At 62.0% G+C, this 19,167-nt stretch carries 17 protein-coding genes; 16 read left to right on the top strand and 1 reads right to left on the bottom strand.

All coding sequences use genetic code 11. From position 1 onward, the window contains the following. Nucleotides 1–13: 13 nt before the first annotated feature. The gene (locus OHL13_RS10825) at nucleotides 14–793 is read right to left on the bottom strand and encodes a TIGR03435 family protein (protein WP_399255610.1); all 780 of its coding nucleotides are present in this window, start codon (nucleotides 791–793) and stop codon (nucleotides 14–16) included. 138 nt (nucleotides 794–931) lie between these two features. Here OHL13_RS10825 and lon point away from each other — a divergent pair, with 138 nt between their 5' ends. The 16 genes from lon (at nucleotide 932) to OHL13_RS10745 (ending at nucleotide 19,134) form a co-directional block, all read left to right on the top strand. Next, the gene (gene lon, locus OHL13_RS10820) at nucleotides 932–3,379 is read left to right on the top strand and encodes an endopeptidase La (RefSeq protein ID WP_263410140.1); all 2,448 of its coding nucleotides are present in this window, start codon (nucleotides 932–934) and stop codon (nucleotides 3,377–3,379) included. A gap of 177 nt (nucleotides 3,380–3,556) precedes the next feature. Next, nucleotides 3,557–3,790 carry a MoaD/ThiS family protein gene (locus OHL13_RS10815; protein ID WP_263410139.1) on the top strand — a complete coding sequence of 78 codons (234 nt, stop codon included), beginning with the start codon at nucleotides 3,557–3,559 and terminating at the stop codon, nucleotides 3,788–3,790. Nucleotides 3,791–3,914: 124 nt separating this feature from the next. After that, the gene (locus tag OHL13_RS10810; RefSeq protein WP_263410138.1) at nucleotides 3,915–4,352 is read left to right on the top strand and encodes a molybdenum cofactor biosynthesis protein MoaE; all 438 of its coding nucleotides are present in this window, start codon (nucleotides 3,915–3,917) and stop codon (nucleotides 4,350–4,352) included. Then, nucleotides 4,349–5,272: a VWA domain-containing protein gene (locus OHL13_RS10805; RefSeq protein WP_263410137.1), complete on the top strand. Its 924-nt coding sequence runs from the start codon at nucleotides 4,349–4,351 to the stop codon at nucleotides 5,270–5,272. Before OHL13_RS10810 ends, OHL13_RS10805 begins: the two co-directional genes overlap by 4 nt. Nucleotides 5,273–5,328: 56 nt before the next feature. Further along, nucleotides 5,329–5,613 carry an RNA chaperone Hfq gene (locus OHL13_RS10800; protein ID WP_263410136.1) on the top strand — a complete coding sequence of 95 codons (285 nt, stop codon included), beginning with the start codon at nucleotides 5,329–5,331 and terminating at the stop codon, nucleotides 5,611–5,613. Further along, nucleotides 5,613–6,482 carry an inositol monophosphatase family protein gene (locus OHL13_RS10795; protein ID WP_263410135.1) on the top strand — a complete coding sequence of 290 codons (870 nt, stop codon included), beginning with the start codon at nucleotides 5,613–5,615 and terminating at the stop codon, nucleotides 6,480–6,482. Before OHL13_RS10800 ends, OHL13_RS10795 begins: the two co-directional genes overlap by 1 nt. 105 nt (nucleotides 6,483–6,587) lie before the next feature. Next, nucleotides 6,588–6,848, top strand: a complete 261-nt coding sequence (locus OHL13_RS10790) for a 4Fe-4S dicluster domain-containing protein (protein WP_263410134.1) — start codon at nucleotides 6,588–6,590, stop codon at nucleotides 6,846–6,848. A 185-nt stretch (nucleotides 6,849–7,033) separates the two neighbouring features. Beyond that, nucleotides 7,034–7,774, top strand: coding sequence for a DNA repair protein RecO (recO, locus tag OHL13_RS10785; protein ID WP_263410133.1), 741 nt, complete (start codon nucleotides 7,034–7,036; stop codon nucleotides 7,772–7,774). A gap of 93 nt (nucleotides 7,775–7,867) precedes the next feature. Continuing rightward, the gene (locus OHL13_RS10780; protein WP_263410132.1) at nucleotides 7,868–8,458 is read left to right on the top strand and encodes a YciE/YciF ferroxidase family protein; all 591 of its coding nucleotides are present in this window, start codon (nucleotides 7,868–7,870) and stop codon (nucleotides 8,456–8,458) included. Nucleotides 8,459–8,539: 81 nt separating this feature from the next. Continuing rightward, the gene (locus OHL13_RS10775) at nucleotides 8,540–9,496 is read left to right on the top strand and encodes a glycine--tRNA ligase subunit alpha (protein ID WP_263410131.1); all 957 of its coding nucleotides are present in this window, start codon (nucleotides 8,540–8,542) and stop codon (nucleotides 9,494–9,496) included. Then, on the top strand, nucleotides 9,496–11,583 hold the full coding sequence (glyS, locus tag OHL13_RS10770; protein WP_263410130.1) for a glycine--tRNA ligase subunit beta: 2,088 nt from the start codon (nucleotides 9,496–9,498) through the stop codon (nucleotides 11,581–11,583). Before OHL13_RS10775 ends, glyS begins: the two co-directional genes overlap by 1 nt. Nucleotides 11,584–11,824: 241 nt before the next feature. Further along, entirely contained in the window at nucleotides 11,825–12,406 is a 582-nt protein-coding gene (locus OHL13_RS10765) for a ribosome maturation factor RimP (RefSeq protein WP_263410129.1), read from the top strand. A gap of 65 nt (nucleotides 12,407–12,471) precedes the next feature. After that, nucleotides 12,472–14,061, top strand: a complete 1,590-nt coding sequence (gene nusA, locus OHL13_RS10760; RefSeq protein WP_263410128.1) for a transcription termination factor NusA — start codon at nucleotides 12,472–12,474, stop codon at nucleotides 14,059–14,061. A 126-nt stretch (nucleotides 14,062–14,187) separates the two neighbouring features. Next, nucleotides 14,188–17,337 (top strand): translation initiation factor IF-2, encoded by a 3,150-nt coding sequence (infB, locus tag OHL13_RS10755; RefSeq protein WP_263410127.1) that lies wholly within the window; start codon nucleotides 14,188–14,190, stop codon nucleotides 17,335–17,337. Between the two features lie 82 nt (nucleotides 17,338–17,419). Beyond that, a complete protein-coding gene (locus tag OHL13_RS10750) occupies nucleotides 17,420–17,929 on the top strand; it encodes a hypothetical protein (RefSeq protein WP_263410126.1) in 510 nt (169 codons plus the stop codon). After that, a complete protein-coding gene (locus tag OHL13_RS10745) occupies nucleotides 17,929–19,134 on the top strand; it encodes a cation:proton antiporter (RefSeq protein ID WP_263410125.1) in 1,206 nt (401 codons plus the stop codon). Before OHL13_RS10750 ends, OHL13_RS10745 begins: the two co-directional genes overlap by 1 nt. Nucleotides 19,135–19,167: the final 33 nt, after the last annotated feature.

Raw genomic sequence — 19,167 nt, 5'->3', positions numbered from 1 at the left:
CGACAGGACTGGGTTAGTTCTCTGTCGGCATCTCGACGTGGTCGATGACCAGTACCTCGACCGGGCCCTTGCGTTTTTCGAGCTTCAGGCCGAGCTGTTCCTGTATGGCGGTGAAGATGGAGGGCGGTGGGTCCGGGACGGGCTGGCCATTCAGGCGCATGGGGCCTTCCGGTGGAGTGAAGTTCAGCTCCATGTCGAAGCGGCCGTCGATGCCGGTAGTGTCCACGACAGGTTCGCCAAGGCGCTGGGCTATCTGGCGGGCAAGCCTGTCCAGGGTGGAGCCCTGCGCCGTGATGTGTCCGTAGGAGGCTCCCAGCTTCAGACCGCCGCCTTGCGTGGGCTTCAGCTGGGCTGCTCCCCTCGGAGCGGTCAGGGCGTAGCTCTGCATCTCCCGCGTTTCCTTGTGGCAGGTCAGATGGAAGCGCTCGGCCAGCAGTGCCTGCAGCATCTCGCTCTTTCGTCGTTGGCGTGCTTCTTTCTCCAGGGCTTCATAACGGATCTCAGCGTCCTCGTCCAGCTTGGCGTCGATATCGAAGGTGGCTCCGTTGACGCTCTCCAGTGAGCCGGCGATCTGGGACTGCGGCAAGCCGTAGGCGAATTCCAGAAGCATCTTCATGGGGACGTTCCGGGTGCGGAAGGAGCCGTTGGCGGAGTCGCTGTAGATGTGCGAGCGGCCGTCACCGATCACCTTGTTCAGCTTGACGGAGGCGACGTCGAAAGCAGGCGACTGAGCCGGCAGCCAGGCAGCGGGAAACGCCAGAATTGCGGACAGGAGGAGGGGCAAAGGCCTCATGGGAGGGAACTTTAGCAGAGAAGGGGCTCAGGCGGATCACCTTGGATGCCGATAAGCCATCCAACAGAGAGAACCGGTTTGCGACCAAAGTAGTTCTGCTGCATCTGATATGAGAAGATCTGATAGAGGTTCACTCACATGGGCGATTTTGTAAGCGTGATCCGGCCCAATGCCGGCGAAAAGAAGGAAGAAACGCAGATCAGGCGGTCGTTACCGGTTCTCCCGGTACGGGATACCGTGCTGTTTCCGCATGCGGTGCTTCCGTTGACGGTGGGTCGCGAGAGCTCGATCCAATTGATTCAGTCACTTGGCGAGGAGAAAACCATTGTTGTGGTGGCCCAGCGGGATGCACGCAACGATACTCCGGAGCCGGGGGATTTGTATGAAATCGGCACCCTCGCGACGGTTCACAAGGTCGTGAAGATGCCCAACCAGAGCCTGTTTGTCTTTACAGAAGGCAACGAGCGGGTGCGTCTGGGCGAGTTCAGCCAGCTGCAGCCGTTTATGACGGCCGAGGTGGAGATGATTGCCGAGGCGGAGCCGGAGCAGACGGCCGAGCTGGAGGCCCTGCAGCGCAATGTCGTCAGCCAGTTCCAGCAGGTGGTGCAGTCTTCGCCGACGCTGTCAGACGACCTGCAGACTATTGCTCTGAATATTGAGGAGCCGGGCCGGCTGGCCGACTTTATCGGCAGCTCGCTGCCTTTCCTGACGACCGGCGACAAGCAGGAGCTGTTGGATTCCAATGACATTTCGGCACGCCTGGAGCGTTTGAACAAGCACCTGGTGAAGGAAGCCGAGGTGCAGAGTCTGCGTAACAAGATCCAGAACGAGGTGCAGGACTCGGTTCAGCAGAGCCAGCGCGAGTACTACCTGCGTGAGCAGATGAAGGCGATCCAGAAGGAGTTGGGCGACGCCGACGACACGCAGAAGGACATCCAGGAGCTGAAGGAGAAGATTGAAGCCGCCGGCATGCCCGAGGAGACGAAGAAGGACGCGCTGAAGGAGCTTGGCCGCTTGTCGCGGATGAGCCCGATGGCGGCGGACTACTCGTTGACGCGCAACTACGTGGAGTGGCTGGCCGTGCTGCCGTGGTCTAAGACCAGTGGCGGCGAGGTGGATATCAAGAAGGCTGAGGAGATTCTGAATGAGGATCACTATGGCCTGAAGAAGGTGAAGGACCGCATTCTGGACTACCTGGCGGTGCGCCGGTTGAAGCCTGATATGAAGGGGCCGATCCTGTGCTTTGTCGGACCCCCGGGCGTGGGTAAGACCTCGCTTGGCCGTTCGATTGCCAAGTCGCTGGGCCGGAAGTTCTCGCGTATCTCGCTGGGCGGCATGCATGACGAGGCGGAGATCCGCGGACATCGCCGGACATACATTGGCGCTCTTCCTGGCCAGATTATTCAGCACCTGAAGCGGGTGGAAGTGAAGGACCCGGTCTTCATGCTGGATGAGATCGACAAGCTTGGCCGCGACTTCCGTGGCGACCCGGCTTCGGCCCTTTTGGAGACACTTGATCCGGAACAGAACAATACGTTCCGGGACAACTACCTGGACCAGCCATTTGACCTGAGCAAGGTACTGTTTATTGCCACGGCCAACCAGCTGGATACGATTCCGGGCCCGCTGCTCGACCGTATGGAGATCATCGACCTGACCGGTTATACGGAGGAGGAGAAGGTCCGCATCGCGGAGAAGTACCTGATTCCGCGGCAGGCGAAGGAGAACGGTCTGAAGGAAGGCCAGCTTGAGATTCCGACCGAGTCGGTAGGGATTGTGGCTCGCCATTACACGCGGGAGGCGGGTGTACGCCGTCTGGAACAGCTTGTAGGCACTATTGCGAGAAAAACGGCTCGCAAGATTGCCGAGGGCAGCGTGGAGAAGCTGGTGGTCACGCCGGAGGTCGTTCGGGAGATGCTGGGCGGCTACAAGGTGAAAGTGGACACCGAGCTGGCGGAGCGCACCAAGCGCGCCGGCGTTGCGGTGGGCCTGGCCTGGACCCCGGTGGGCGGCGACACGCTGTTCATCGAGGCCAACAAGATGAAGGGCAAGGGCCACTTCCACATCACCGGCCAGATTGGCGACGTGATGAAGGAGAGCATGCAGGCAGCGATGACCTGGGTGCGCTCGAATGCGGTCTCGCTGGGGCTGGATGAGGATGTGCTGAAGGACATCGATGTCCATCTGCACGTTCCGGCCGGCGCCATTCCGAAGGATGGACCTTCGGCCGGCGTGACCATGGCGACGGCGATCATCAGCCTGCTGACGGGCAAACCAGTCCGTCCGCTGCTGGCGATGACCGGCGAGATCACGCTGAGCGGCGATGTGCTGCCGGTGGGTGGAATCAAGGAGAAGTTCCTCGCGGCCAAACGGGCCGGGGTGAAGGATGTGATTCTGCCGGTGGATGTGAAGACCAATGTCGATGAGGACCTGACCAAGGAACAGGTCGACGGTGTCAGCATTCACTACGCGCGGCGCATTGAAGATGTCCTGGCAATTGCGCTTCCTGCCAGCTGGAAGGAGGCGCAGATCGACGAGGCTCTGCGCGAGGCCGTTGTGGCGCAGGAAGGTGTGCTGCACGCGTAAGAGGTGGAAGTTTGCCCGAACCCACCCTAGCGTTGCGCGGGTAGGCACCCGGGTGAAGTTGGAAAGGGCGGCTCCTTTGGGAGCCGCCCTTTTTCTTTCCCGGAAAGAGGGATCGGCGGGTGCCCTTACGGGGGAGGGAGGCCCGGGTGGGGTTCGTGTAGGCTCATGCCTATGCAGGTGAAGGTTTTGTATTTCGGCGTGTTGCGGGATGTCTTCTGCTGCCCGGCAGAGGAGCTTGAGGTGGGCGACCGGTGCACGGTTGGCGGGTTGCGGCAGGTCTTCCACGGCCGTATGCCGGAAGGCGCATGGAAGTCGATGGCCATAGCCGTCAACCAGGAGTATGCGGGCGAAGAGGTAGAGCTGCAGGAGGGGGATGAGGTCGCCCTGCTGCCGCCGGTGAGTGGCGGGTAACTCAGCCCATCCGAAACGCAGAGCCTTCGTTTCTCTCGAGATGGCAACGTGAGAGCGCGCGGGATGACAAAGGTAGGAAGGGATAAGCCTGACGGACAAAAGTACCGTCTAAGATGCAGGAACGATGCAGATAGCCATAGTTCAGGACGTGATTGATGCAGGGGCCGTTACCGGCAGCCTTAAGGCTGGGTCAGACGGCGCCATGTGCGTGTTTGACGGCGTGGTGCGCGACAACACGCGTGGCCGCAGGACGCTGTACCTGGATTACGAGGCCTATGAGCAGATGGCGTTGAGCCAGATGCGTGTGCTGGCCGAGGAGGCCATTGCGAAGTTCGGCGTGCGGGATGTGGCGATCATCCATCGCCTGGGGCGGCTGTATGTGGGTGAGACCAGTGTGCTGATTGCCGTGGCCAGCGCGCATCGCGGAGCATCCTTCGACGCCTGCCGCTGGGTCATCGACACGCTGAAGAAGACTGTGCCGATCTGGAAGAAAGAGCAGTTTGAGGACGGCGCGGTGTGGGCCGACGGGGAGCCTTTTCCCGAGGAGATTGTGCGCGGGTGAAGCTGGCCGCTGCGGTATCGCTTGGGGCAATGTTGATGCTGGGAGCGCAGGAGCCTGCGCAGCGTCCGGGGGATGTTCCGGTGCTGCGGGTGAACACGCGCCTGGTGAACGTCGCGGTGAACGTGGTGGACCAGCATGGCGCGCTGATCGGGGGGCTGGAGCAGGACCAGTTCCGTGTACTGGAAGATGGCCAGCCGCAGAAGATTGCGATCTTTGAGCGCGAGAGCGGAACTCCACTGAGCATGGTGCTGGCGCTGGATACCAGCGAAAGTATGTCGCGGGATGACAAACTGGCGCGTGACGCGGCCAAGCGTTTTGCGAAGACCATGCTGCGGCCGCAGGATGAGATGGCGGTCGAGGAGTTCTCCGATACGGTCAGCGAGATTGTCCCGTTTACCAACGATGTGAAGCGTGTGGAGCGCGGGTTGGGCAGCCTGGATTACGGGCCGTCGACGGCGCTGTATGACGCGGTGTATCTCTCGGCCCAGCGGCTGGAGGATGCGAAACGCGATGCCACGCGGCGCCGCGTGATTGTGCTGGTGACCGATGGCGGCGACACGGTCAAGGGATCGACCTACGCGCAGGCCATGGAGCAGGTGCAGCGCGCCGGGGCGATGGTCTATTGCCTGATCATTGTGCCGATCTATGCGGATGCGGGACGGAACGTGGGCGGCGAACATGCTCTGATCCAGATGACCGAAGACTCGGGCGGGCGGTATTACTACGTCAATGATCCGAAGGACCTGCAGAGGGCGCTGGATAAGGTGTCAGACGATCTGCGGTCGCAATACGTGGTGGGTTACTACGCTCCGCAGGGCAAACCGGGCGGGGAGCGGCTGCGGTCCATCAAGGTGGAGATGACGCAGCGGGAGATGGCTGCGATGTACAGCCTGCGGTATAGGACCGGGTATTACCGGTAGGGAATGCGCGGGGGATGACAATCCAGGCTTTGCGACGGCGCAGGTAGTATTAGGGCATGGCGTTGGTTAACGGAAAGCGTCGTCACAAGTCGCCGCCACCCGGCGAGACCGGGCAGGAGGCGCTGTACCTGCGGAGCCTGAGCGAACGTCAGGTTCCCGTGGTGGTGAAGCTGCGTGATGGCGAACGTGTGGCTGGCTGGATTGAATACTTCGATGACACCATGATCCGGTTGACGCGTGACGGTAAGCCCAATCTTTTCATCTACAAACAACAGATTCGTACGATTGCCGAAGAGCGGCGCACAAGGTCGCGGAGCGGGAACCGTGAGGTAGCCGAGTAATGTATCTGGACGTTGCGCTGAAGGCCGCGGAGATTGCGAAGGAAGCCGGGGCGCTGCTCCGGAGCTACTACGAGAGCGGAGTTGCCGCCGAGTACAAGGGTGATGTCGACCTGGTGACGGTGGCCGACCGGGCCAGTGAAAAGCTGATCGGCGAGCGGCTGCGGGCGATGTTTCCCGACCACGGCATCTACGGCGAAGAAGGCACACGGCAGGCGCTGGACGCCGAGTACCGCTGGTACGTGGATCCGCTGGATGGCACGACCAACTTTGCGCACGGGTTTCCGTACTTCTGTGTCTCGATGGGACTGGAGCGCCGCCCTGCCGGGCTGAAACCGGAGGAAGACGGCGAACTGGTGGCCGGGGTGATCTACGAACCCTTGCGGGATGAGTGCTTTGTTGCCGGAAAGGGCGAGGGCGCGTGGTTAAACGGCCGCCGTATTCATGTCTCGAAGACTGAGCTGATGCAGGAGAGCCTGCTGGCAACCGGTTTCCCCAGCGTGAAGCGCCACGAGAATCCGAATATCCACTTCTACCACCAGATCACGCTGCGGACGCATGGCGTGCGTCGTGCCGGAGCGGCGGCGGTGGACCTGGCCTACACGGCGTGCGGACGCCTGGAAGGCTTCTGGGAGTTCAACCTGAATCCCTGGGATACGGCTGCGGGCGTTCTGCTGGTGTATGAGGCGGGCGGCACGGTGACGGGCTTTGACGGATCTCCGTTCAAGCTGGACAGCCGCGAGGTTCTGGCGACGAATGGACGCATTACGGCAGAGGTGCAGGCGGTGTTTGCAGACCTGTTTGCTGGGCGGAACCTGACACCGATTCCGACGCCGGCGGAGTTCCGCGAGAAGCGGGAAGCGGCAAAATAGCACTGGTTTAGTCCGATATAAAATTCGAAATCGCCTTTGTTGACGCGGGGAATTGGCTGTTATGATGAAACTCACGCGAGACAATCTGGAGGCTTTTAGAATCACATGGCATACGTAATTGCAGAACCCTGCATCGGGACCAAGGACACGGCTTGTACGGACGCCTGCCCCGTAGATTGCATTCACCCGAAGAAGGACGAGAACGGCTACGACGGAGCCGATCAGCTCTTTATCGACCCGGTGGAGTGCATCGACTGCGGTGCCTGCGTTCCGGTCTGCCCGGTATCGGCGATCTACGCCGGTGACGACCTGCCCGAGAACTTCGCGATCTACGCGGACAAGGCCAAGACGCACTTCGGCCGCTAGACGCTAACTGCCGTTGAGGGACGGCACAGATTTCTGAAACGCGCAGCCCGCATGGGTTGCGCGTTTTGCTTTTAAAGCAAAAAAGCAGATCCCTGCGGGATGACACCAGGAAAAGCAACGGCAAAGGCAGTTCCTTCGCTTTGCGAAGGATGATACCGAGGGAGATTGTTCTAGTCTGAACAGGAGTGACGACCCACCAGACAGAGGCGATTGTGCTGCGGACCTGGCCGTTTGAAGAGGCGGATCTGCTGGTGAGCCTGTTTACCCGCGAACAGGGCGTGGTGAAGGGTGTGGCGCGGCACGCGATGAGGTCGCGCAAGCGGTTCGGGGGCGCCCTGGAGCCGATGACGGTGGTGCGCGCTACCTATGCGGAGAAGCCGAAGCAGGACCTGGTCCGTCTGGATGCATTTGAGATTGTGTGGTCGCCGATGCGTGACCCGGTGGATTACGCCCGGGTGGCGGCGCTGGAGTTTCTGGCCGAGGCTCTGGCCGAGGCTCTTCCGGAGCGGGCCGTGGAGGATGACGTCTTCCGGCTGACGGCGACGGTGCTGGCCGAGTTGCAGGTGGGGCAGGTGTGGATGCCGGTGAGCTACTTTGCGCTGTGGATGACGCGGCTGATGGGCTGGATGCCGGAGCTGGGGGCATGCGTGGTCTGTGGAGAAAGCCTGCGCGGCGGCGGAGTATGGTTTTCCCCGGCGGACGATGGTGTCACCTGCGGCCTGCACAAGCGGCCTGGCTCCCTGCAACTGAGCGCGGAGGCGGTGGTGCTGGCGGAGCGGATGCTGCGGCGTCCGCTGGCGGAACTGGTGAAGGAAGAGTGGGGTAAGGCAGGACCGCTGGCGATGGTGCGGAGGTTTGCCGTGGAGATGCTGGAGCGGCACCTGGAGCGGCAGATGCGGAGTGTACGGGTGCTGGCCAGGTTGTAATTTCATAGGGCAACCCTAAGGGCGGACTAGACCTCTCATCGTCTGCGATCGTCAGAAAAAAGCGCGTTCTGACGACGCCCAAGGAGACATACGATGAGTTTGAAAGAAGTCTTAGTCGACGAACTGAAGGACCTGTACAGCGCTGAAAACCAGTTGGTGAAGGCGCTGCCGAAGATTGTGAAGGCGTGTGAGGATGAGGAGCTGGCGGAGTCGATCTCGTCTCACCTGGAAGAGACCAAGGGCCACGTGGAGCGGCTGAAGCAGGCTTTTGAACTGCTGGGCAAGAAGGCTGTGGCCAAGCACTGCAACGGCATGGAAGGTCTGCTGAAGGAGGGCAAGGAGGCGATCGAGGAGGATGAGGACGCTCCGTTTGGCGACCTGATGATTACGGGCGCTGCCTCGCGCGTGGAGCACTACGAGATCGCGGGCTACTCGGCGGTGATTGCTATTGCCGAGGGGCTGGGCGAGGACGAGGTGGTGCAGTTGCTGACCGAAACGCTGGAAGAGGAGCAGGCGGCCAGCGAGAAGCTGTCGGCCAAGGCGAAGGAACTGATCGCGCAGGCGGTGGCTGAGTCAGAGGACGATGCTGTCTCCGAAGAAGACGAAGAGGGCGAGGCGGCGATCTCCAAGACGTCGACGGCGTCCGCGAAGAAACCGGTACGCGGACGCACCAAGGCTGCTTAGCCGTAGACCGAAGACGAAGATCAGGACCGGAGAGGAATAACCTCTCCGGTCTTCTTTTTGTTGCTCGGGTAAACTTGAAAAATGCCGTTTGTTGCGAATGGAAAAGAGGCGCTGACCTTTCAGGAGCTGCTGTTCCGCCTGCAGAGCTTCTGGGCGGAGCGGGGTTGCGTGTTGCAGCAGCCGTATGACGTGGAAGTTGGCGCGGGAACGATGTCTCCGGACACGTTTTTGCGCGTTCTGGGGCCGAAGCCGGTGCGGATTGCGTACGCGCAGCCCTCGCGCAGACCCGCCGATGGCCGTTATGGCGAGAACCCGAACCGCCTGTACAAGCACACGCAGTTCCAGGTGATTCTGAAGCCGCCGCCGGCGGACGTGCAGGAGGTCTACCTGGACAGCCTGCGGGCCATCGGGATTGACCTGAAGAAGCACGACCTGAAGTTTGAAGAGGACAACTGGGAGTGGCCTGTGGGTGGCGCGTGGGGTGTTGGCTGGCAGATGATGCTGGACGGCCAGGAGATTACGCAGTTCACCTACTTCCAGCAGTGCGGCGGCATGGACCTGGAGCCGATGTGCGGCGAGATCACCTACGGCCTGGAGCGCATTGCGCAGTTCCTGCAGGGCGTGGACTCGATTTACGACATCGTGTGGGCGGTTGAGCCGGATACAGGCAAGAAGACCACGTATGGCGAGATTCGTTTGTACGAGGAAGAGCAGCTTTCCGCCTTCAGCTTTGACTACGCCGATGTCAGCAAGCTGTGGGAGCACCTGAACGCGTATGAGGCCGAGTGTCTGGCCCTGCTGGACCGCGCGAAGAGCATGGACAAGCTGGAGACGGAGAAGGACAAGCGCCGCTTCCCGGTATTGGGAGCCTATGAGCTGGCGCTGAAGTGCTCGCATGCCTTCAACCTGCTGGACGCTCGCGGAGCGATCAGCGTGACCGAGCGCGTGGGCGTGATGGCGCGGATTCGCGCGCTGGTGGTGGGCGTGGCGAAAGCCTATGCACAACAGCAAGAATTAGTAGGAGCCACGGTTTCGTAATGGCAGACTTTCTATTTGAGATTGGTTTGGAAGAGGTTCCGGCGCGCATGATCGCCTCGGCCGAGGCGGAGCTGACAAAGCGCGTGAATGACCTGCTGGGGCGGGAACGGTTGCTGGAAGAGGGCTCGTCGGTGACCAGCTACTCGACGCCGCGGCGTCTGGCGGTGGTTGTCTCTGGTGTGCTGAGGCAGCAGCCGGATGCTGTGGAAGAGCTTCTTGGGCCGTCGTTGAAGGTAGCTTTCAAAGATGGCCAGCCGACCGCTGCCGCCGAGGCCTTTGCGAAGAAGGCTGGGGTCTCCGTGACTGACCTGAGCACGGTGACCAACGCCAAGGGCGAGTACCTCGGAGCGACGGTGAAGCGTGCGGGTAAGTCTGCCAGCGATGTAATTGCCGCCGAGCTGCCGAAAGAGATCGCGGGCATCTACTGGGCGAAGAATATGTTCTGGCGTGCTGGTAAGCCGGAGCGGTTTGTGCGTCCCGTAAAGTGGATGGTCGCGCTGCTGGACGAGGCCGTGGTGCCGGTGGAGTTTGCCGGTGTGACTGCCGGAAACACGACGCGTGGACACCGCATTCTGCATGGCAGCGGGACGATCACGATTGCCAAGCCCGTGGAATATGTCGCGGCTCTGGAGAAGGCGTTTGTGATTGCCGATGTCGCGGTGCGGCGTCAGAAGATTCGCAAAGATCTGGATAAGGTGACGCGCACGGTTGCGGGTGCCCGCTGGCGCGAAGACGAAGAGCTGGTCGAGACCGTCACCCATCTGACCGAGTGGCCTTACGTGATCCTGGGCGGCTTTGAGCAGGAGTACCTGGAGCTTCCTGAGGAAGTCCTGGTCACCGTGATGCGCGACCACCAGAAGTACTTTGCCGTGGAAGATGCCGGGCATAAGCTGGCCGCGCACTTTCTGGCGGTGCTGAATATTGAGCCCGATGCCGAAGGGCTGGAGATTATCCGCACCGGCAACGAGCGCGTTCTGCGCGCGCGGTTCAACGATGCGCGATTCTTCTGGGAGTTCGACCAGAAGACTCCGCTGGTGGATCGCGTGGAGAGCTTGAAGAATGTCACCTTCCAGAAGGAGCTGGGCAGCTACTTTGCCAAGGCGGAGCGTGTGCGCAAGGTGGCGTCGTCGCTGGCCCGTCTGAGCGATGAGCGCAAAACGGCGGTGGATGCCGCGGCTCTGGAAGAAGCGGCAACGATTGCGAAGACCGACCTGACCAGTGAACTGGTGAAGGAGTTCACGGAGCTGCAGGGCATCGTGGGCGGCCTGTATGCGCGGGCGCAGGGGCTCAGCGAGACGGTGGCGCTGGCGGTGTATGACCAGTATCTGCCGGCGTCGATGGAAGATGCGATTCCGCGGACGGTGGAGGGCCTGCTGCTCTCAATCGCGGACAAGGCGGACACCATCGGCGGCATGTTTGGCCTGGGGCTGGAGCCGACGGGTTCGAAGGACCCGTTCGGTCTGCGGCGTGCGGCGAATGGCATTGTGAAGATGCTGGCCGAGGCGAAGCTGCCGGTCCTGCTGAGCGAGATCGCCGGGCTGGGATCAGAACACGCAGCGACTGCGACCAAGGTGGAAGGCTTCTTCGCCGAACGCGTGGAGTTCTACCTGAAGGACGTGAAGGGTTACGCTTACGACGTGGTGAAGGCGGTGCTGGCGGCCGGTGCGGATGATGTTCCGGACGCGGTAGCGCGGGCGCAGGCGGTCACCGATGTCCGTGGCTCGGAGGACTTTGCTGCGGTGTCGGCGGCGTTCAAGCGGATGCGCAATATCCTGACGCAGGCCAGGGAGAAGGGCGAGGCCGCAGCCTGGACGCCGGACTTCCTGGTGGAGCCTGCCGAGCGCACGCTGGCCGAGGAAAGTGGACGGCTGGCGGCGTGGGTGGAAGGTCAGCGTCGTGAGAAGCACTACGTGGAGGCGCTGCAGTCGATTGCGACGCTGCGCCCGCATGTGGATGACTTCTTTGAGAAGGTGATGGTGATGGCTCCGGAGGAGAAGCTGCGGGCGGCTCGCCTGGGACTGCTGAACCGCGTGCTGCAGGATTTCTCGCGGGTGGCGGACTTTTCGGAGATTGTGGTGAGTTCGTAGGGACGAGGGGGTGAGTTCCGGGATGCTGACGCCCGGGACTCGCAACCGCACCGCCGAGGGTTGCATTTCCGGATACCTGTTTGAGTTTTGGGGTTTTCGGGCGTACCATAAATAGAGCGACGCGTTTATCTTGCGCGGGACCGTGGGTAGACCGGCCGTTGGCGAGAGAGATGAGTGGGCGATAAGCCCACTTTTTATTTGCTCTGAAAACCGTCCCCGCGGTGGAAAGAGGGTTTGGCGTATGGCATTACAGATTGACCAGATTCGGGCAGTGGCGGAGCGGGTAGCGGCTTCGCATCATCTGGAGGTGGTAGAGATCACCTTCCAGGGAGCGGGCAAGCACCGCGCTCTGGCCGTGTATCTGGAGAAGGACGCCGAGGGCCGCGCAGCGCTGGTCGCAGCAGCCAGGGCGGGTGAGATGGAAGACCTGCCGAGCGGTATCCCCGTGGAGGCGCTTTCGGGCATCACACATGAGGACTGCGCGGCGTTTGCGACGGACTTCGGTACGGTTCTGGACGTGGAAGACCTGATTCCCGGAGCCGAGTACACGCTGGAGGTTTCTTCGCCGGGGCTGGAGCGCAAGCTGCGTGGCGCCGTGGATTATGAGCGGTTTGCCGGAAGCCTGGTAAAGGCGCAGACCTTTGAGCCGGTGAACGGGAACCGCCACTGGACGGGCCGTATGAGTTTTGCCGAGGGTGTTGTGACGCTGGACCTGTCGGCGGTGAAGCAGAAGGGTAAGGCCAAGAAGGCGTCCGCCGGAATTGAGACGGTGGAGATTGCGCTCTCGAACGTGGAGAAGGCGCAACTGGTAGCAGAAATTTAGTTAGGCGCGCACGGTGCCTGGTGGCACGGTGCGAGGAAACACAGGGAAGTTGAGGAATAGCAGAGATGGCAAGTGCACTGTACGAGTCGATTCAGATTCTGAGCCGCGAAAAAGGCATTGATGCGGAGATTGTCGTTGCCGCCGTTGAGGACGCGATTGCGCTGGCGACCCGCAAGTACTACCGCACGCAGGAGAACATGCGCGCGGAGCTGGATCGTGAGACGGGCGAGATTCGCGCGTATGTGTACAAGACGGTGGTGGAACCGACCGAAGAGCAGCCGATTGAGGACGAACTGAACCAGCTGACGCTGGAGCAGGCCCGCGAACTGGCGCCGGAGGTTGAGGTAGGCGCGGAGCTGCGCTTCTACAAGGACACCAGCCCGCTGGGCCGTATTGCCGCGCAGATGGCCAAGCAGGTCATCTTCCAGAAGGTGCGTGAGGCAGAGCGTGACACGGTCTACAACGAGTACAACCACCGCATCGGCGAGATTATTACGGCGACCGTAAAGCGCCAGGAGCCGATGGACGTGATCTTTGACATTGGCAAGGCCGAGGCCCGCATGCCGAAGCGCGAGCAGAGCCGCCTGGAGCAGTTTGCCGTGGGCGAGCGCGTGCGCGTGGTGCTGCTGCGCGTGGACCGCGCCGCCAAGGGACCGCAGGTGATTGTCAGCCGTGCCGCTCCGGCACTGGTGCAGAGCCTGTTCCAGGCGGAAGTGCCTGAAATCTATGACAACACCGTCATGATCAAGGCCATTGCCCGCGAGGCCGGTGAGCGTACCAAGATTGCCGTGCAGAGCCGTGACAAGGATGTGGATCCGGTCGGCGCCTGCGTCGGTATGAAGGGCATGCGCGTGCAGTCGATCATCCGTGAGTTGCGCGGCGAGAAGATCGACATTATCGAGTACTCGGACGAGATTACGACCTTTGCGGAGAAGGCTCTGCAACCGGCCAAGGTTTCGCGCGTCTCGATTGCAGACCTTACGGAAAAGCAGCTTGAGGTGATTGTTGACGACACGCAGCTTTCGCTGGCGATCGGCAAGAAGGGCCAGAATGTTCGCCTGGCGGCGAAGCTGCTGGGCTGGAAGATCGACATCAAGAGCGAGGAAGAGAAGCGCCAGGAGGTCGAGCAGCAGATGCAGGCCATGACCGGCGGACCCTCCACTCCGATTGAGCAGGTAACGGAGCTGGGCGAGACGATCCTGGAGAAGCTGATTGCCGCCGGAATTACGACGGTGGAGTCTCTGGCGGACATGACGCCGGAGCAGCTGGAAGAGGTTCCGGGCATTGGCGAGAAGACGGTGGAGAAGATTTCTGTCGCTGTTCGGCACTACTTTGGCCAGTACGAAGAGGGCGAAGTGCGACCTGTGACGGCACCGGCAGCATCTGAAGCTGCAGAGGAGGAATCATCTGTGGCGAAGACACCGGAAGAGATTCTTGCAGGGAATGCGGGTTCGGGGCTGAAGGCCGAGGAGGCTGAGGAGTCGACCGAGGAGATCCTGGACGCGGAAGAGGCGGAATCGGAGAGCGATGCCTACTCCGACGCGGATGCCCGCGAAGAGCAGATTGAGTTTGATAACGACGCGGTCGACACGCTTGTGGCCGAGTCGGAAGAACTTGCAACGGACACGATCGATGATGAGACGGATCGTGGCTAGCGGATTGACGCCGTTCGGGAAGGCCCGAACGGCGGTAAGATGGTGTGTTGACGGTGTGAACAATCCCGAAGGGTTGAGGCTGCGTATGAACGGCTGAGTCTGCAAGGGGTAGCGAATAGGGGACGGATGAGTAAAGTTCGAATCAATGATCTGGCGCGCGAACTGGAGGTCAAGAGCAAGTCGATTCTCGACGCTTTGACTGTGGTTGGTGTGACCGAAAAGAAGACGCACTCAAGCTCGCTGGAAGAAGACGAAGCGGAGCGTGTGCGCGTGTACCTTAAGGGCGGCTCGTCGTCGTCCGGGTCGCGCCAGGCTTCGGCCAGCGGCGAGCCGAAGATTGATCTGTCGAAAATTTCCAAGCCTGGCGATGCGCTGAAGGCGATTCTTGAGCGTAAGCAGGCCGAGCAGCAGGCGCAGTCGCGCCCGGCTGTGGTGGCTCCTCCTCCGCAGCGTCCGGCAGTGGCAGCACCGCCGCGTCCTGGCGTGGTAGTCACGCGTCCCGCAGCAGCTCCGCCGGTGGCAACGCCTCCGGCAGTCTCTGCTCCGAGCGCCCCGGCAGCGCCGCAGGCACCTGTGCTGAACCGGCCGGCTGCAACCTCTCCTTCACAACAACCGCAGGCTCCGCGGCGTATCATGCCGCAGATGGAGCGTCGCGGACCCCAGATTATTGCGCCTCGTGCAACGCCTCCGGCCATTGCCGGCCGTCCTCCGGCTGGCCCGGTGGTGGCGGCGCCGCGTCCGGCGATCGCAGGTGCTCCTCCGTCGGGTCCCGTGGTGGCAAAGCCGCCTGTTGCGGCTCCTGCCGCTCCGGTGGCAACGCCTTCCGCGGCAGCGCCCGCGGTTCTGGCAACGCCGGCTTCCGCGACTCCCGCTCCTCCGATGGAAACTCCTGAGACTCCGGTTGCCGCGGCTCCTGCCGCACCGGCAGCTCCCGCAGCGCCTGTGCGCCGCGTGATCATGCCGCAGACCGGCCCACGCCCGACCTATACCGCTCCCGTGGGAGCGGCGAATCTTGGGATTCAGCGTGGCCGTCCGATCTTTGAACGTCCGCGTCCTGGCGCGCCGGGCAGTGGCCCTGGCGGTCCAGGGGGACCAGGTGGTCCTGGTGGACGTCCGCTGCGTCCTGGCGAGCGCCGTCCGATGCATCCGACGCGCACGCATCCGACCGGTGGACCTGGCGGACGCCCTGGCTTCCCGCCGCGTCCTGGCTTTGGTGGACCGCGCCCGGGTGGACCGGGTGGCATGCTGCCGCCTCCGGGTGAGGGTGGAGCACCGCCGACGGGTCAGCGTCCGGGACAGCGTCCTGGCCAGCGCCGTGGCGGACAGCAGTATCCGAAGACCAAAGAAGGCCCGATGAAGGGCTTCAACGCGCCACGCTTCGGCGGTATGCCGATTGTGCGTGAACCGTTGCCGATCACGAAGAACATCACCGTGACGGAAGGCATCAGCGTAAAGGACCTGGCTGAGAAGCTGGAAGTCCGCGGTAAAGACCTGATCGCATCCCTCCTGATGAAGGGTGTGATGGTTACCGTGAACCAGTCGCTGGACAACGAGCTGGTGAAGGACATCTCGCGTCAGTTTGGCGCCGAGACGACCGTCATCTCCGTGGAAGAGCAGCTGGAGAACGAGGCGATTGAAGGCCTGCTGGAAGATACGACCGGCATGGTGGAGATCGTTCGTCCGCCGGTGGTCACCATCATGGGTCACGTTGACCACGGTAAGACGAGCCTGCTGGATGCTCTGCGTGAGACTGACGTCGCCGGTGGCGAAGCCGGTGGCATTACGCAGCACATCGGTGCGTACAAGGTTCACGTCACCAAGGAAGGCTCGCCGGCCTTTGGCCGCGAGATCGTCTTCCTGGATACACCGGGTCACGAGGCCTTTACCCGTATGCGTGCGCGTGGCGCCAAGGTGACGGATATCGTCGTCATCGTGGTGGCAGCCGACGACGGTGTGATGCCGCAGACGCTGGAAGCTATTGATCACGCACGTGCGGCGAAGGTGCCGATCATCGTGGCGGTGAACAAGATCGATAAGCCTGAGGCGAATCCGGATCGCGTAATGCAGCAGCTTGCGGACCGTGGTCTGCAGCCTGATTCGTGGGGTGGCGATACGCCGTTCGTACAGGTCTCGGCGAAGAAGCGCATCAACCTGGACGGCCTGGAAGAGATGATCTGCCTGGTGGCCGATACGAACGAGCAGAAGGCTACGCCGGATCGTGCCGCAGTCGGTACGGTCATCGAAGCCAAGCTCGACCGTGGCCGCGGTGCGGTGGCGTCGATCCTGGTGCAGAACGGTACGCTGCATATCAACGACAGCTATATCGTCGGCAACACCTTCGGTAAGATCCGCGCCATGTTCGATGACCGCGGACGTCCTGTTACGGAAGCTGGTCCGTCGACCCCGGTTGAAATTCTGGGTCTCGAGGGCATTCCGGATGCAGGCGATACCTTCCTGGTGATGGCGGACCGCGACAAGGCCAAGGGCATTGCGCAGTACCGCAAGCTGAAGGAGCGCGAAGCGCAGCTGGCGAAGTCCAGCCGCGTGTCTCTGGAAGGCCTTGCCGAGCAGATCAAGCAGGCCGGCATGAAGGACCTGAACATCATCCTGAAGGGCGATGTGCAGGGTTCGGTCGAGGTACTGGCCGACTCGCTGCAGCGTATGTCGACCGAGAAGGTTCGTGTTCGTGTCCTGCACTCCGGTGTGGGTTCCATCACGGAAAGCGATGTTCTGCTGGCCACCGCGTCGAACGCCGTTATCATCGGCTTCAACGTACGGCCGGAGCGCAAGGCTGGCGAACTGGCCGAGCAGGAGAACGTCGAGATCCGCATGCACTCGATCATTTACGAGCTGCAGGATGAGATCACCAAGGCGATGTTCGGATTGCTGGAGCCGGTCTTCAAGGAGCAGTACCAGGGCCGCGCCGAAGTGCTCAGCGTCTTCAAGATCACCAAGGTCGGCCAGATTGCCGGCTGCATGGTGCGCGACGGCGTCATCTACCGCAACTCCCAGGTTCGCGTTCTGCGCGATGGCCAGGAGCTGTGGAAGGGCAAGCTCACCAACCTCAAGCGCTTCAAGGACGATGTCAGCGATGTCCGCGAAGGGTACGAGTGCGGTATCGATGTCAACTTCAAGGACATCAAGGCGGGCGACATCATCGAGGCCTTCACGACCGAGAAGATGGCTGCCGAGCTTGGCGCAAACACTGCCCAGAAGAAGGCAGAAGCCGCGGCAGCGGCTGCCGCAGCGGCCAACACCGACTCACCGAGCGCATAACAACGAACTGCAGCAGGAACTACGAAGGGCAGGCCACTACGGCCTGCCCTTTTCCGTTGCGCCGATATACTTGTACCCGGATATGAGCACGCTTCGCATTCTCCCCCTGTACGACTCGTCTCATCAACCCGCGAACTGGAATGAGCGGATGGCGGATGGTGAAGCGGCCGTGTTGTTTACGGGAGACCGCCCGGAAGAACTGAATGGCACGGAGACCCCGGACGCCGGTTTCTGTGTGGTTGCCGGAAGCCTGGCAGAGGGCGAGCAGTATGCGCGCGAGGCGGTTGCGGCGCAGCCGAAGATGATTGCGCGCATCTATGACCGGCGCGGCATGGTGGGTGCTCCGCTGGCGGAGTTTGCCGGGTCCCAGGCAAACCGCAGCGAGATCTCCGCGAAGTTCCGGCGATGGGGCGGAGGCAGTCTGTTCGTTGTGGGTGTGCTTCTGGGTGCGGCGGAGCTGATCAGCGGGATGCGCATCAACTGGGCCGGTATGCTGGCGGCGCGACTGATTCCTGTGGGCGTGATCCTGTTGCTGACCGAGCTTGGGCTGGTGCTGGGCGCTCGCCGCGAACGGAAGCGGAAGCAGGCCTGATGACGATCCTGCGTTTGCTGCCGCTGCAACTTGCAGTGGTGATGGTGGCTACATGGTTTTGCGGCTGGGTGGCGCAGCGGCTGCGGCAGCCGCGTGTGATCGGCGAGATTGCAGGAGGCATCCTGCTGGGGCCGGTAGCGCTGGGTCGCCTGCTGCCCGCAATGACCACGATATTGTTTCGACCTGACCGACTGCAGGGGATGGAGTACGTCAGCAATGTTGGCCTGGTAGCGTTTCTCTTTCTTGTAGGGTCGGAGCTTGAGCTGCGTGAGCTTGCCCGCGATGTGCGGCGGGTTGCCGCAACGACAGCGGGAAGCATGTTGCTGCCCTTCGCCCTGGGGGCTCTGATCTCTCCCTTGCTGCTGCGGCACTATGGCGTGGAGCCAGCGAAGACCGGCGTCTTCGTGATCTTTCTGGCGGTGGCGATGAGCATTACGGCATTGCCGGTGCTGGCCCGGATTCTGAGCGATCGTGAGGCGATGGGGCGGCCAGTGGATGCGGAGGTGGCGCAACAGTCGTTGCTGAGCGCCGCCATGAATGATGCCCTGGCATGGTGTGTGCTGGCCGCGTTGCTGGCGGTGCTGCATGGCGGTGGGGCCGCAGAGATCATGGTGCGGCTTGGCCTGCTGCTTGCGTTCACCTTGCTGATGACCGAAGTTGTGCGGCCGCAGTTGCGGCGCGTCTCGCTGCCGGATGGGCTGTGGTGGGTGGTGCTGATTGTGCTGCCTGCGGCCAGTGCATGGGTGACGAATGCATTGGGTATTCATCTTTTCTTCGGGGCGTTTCTTGCGGGCATGTGTGTGCCGCGCGAACGCGTGCAAGGCAAGGTGGAACATCTCTTCCGTGGCGTCTCCGCGTGGACGCTTCCTGCGTTCTTTGCGTTGACCGGTCTGCGGATGCGGCCGGAGCTGTTCCATGCAGGAGGATGGGGTGATCTTCTGCTGGTGCTGGCCGCTGCCGTGACGGGTAAGGTTGCCGGAGCGATGCTGGGGGCGCGTGCGATGGGGACAGCGTGGCCCGCGGCGTTGCGTATCGGAGTGCTGCTGAATACCCGTGGCCTGGTGGAGTTGATTGTGCTGAATGCGGGCTATCGCGAAGGAATTTTGAATGCTCCGGTCTTTACGTTGCTGGTGTGCATGGCGGTGATAACCACTGCGATGACCGGCCCGTTGCTGGACCTCACCACCCGGAGGAATGTGATGTAATCGGGGTGGGAATCTTCCTCGATCTTCAACAAG

This window comes from Terriglobus tenax (assembly GCF_025685395.1).
Lineage (GTDB): Bacteria > Acidobacteriota > Terriglobia > Terriglobales > Acidobacteriaceae > Terriglobus > Terriglobus tenax.
Note: the sequence above shows the minus strand (reverse complement) of the source record. Positions and strands in the feature narration are given on the sequence as shown.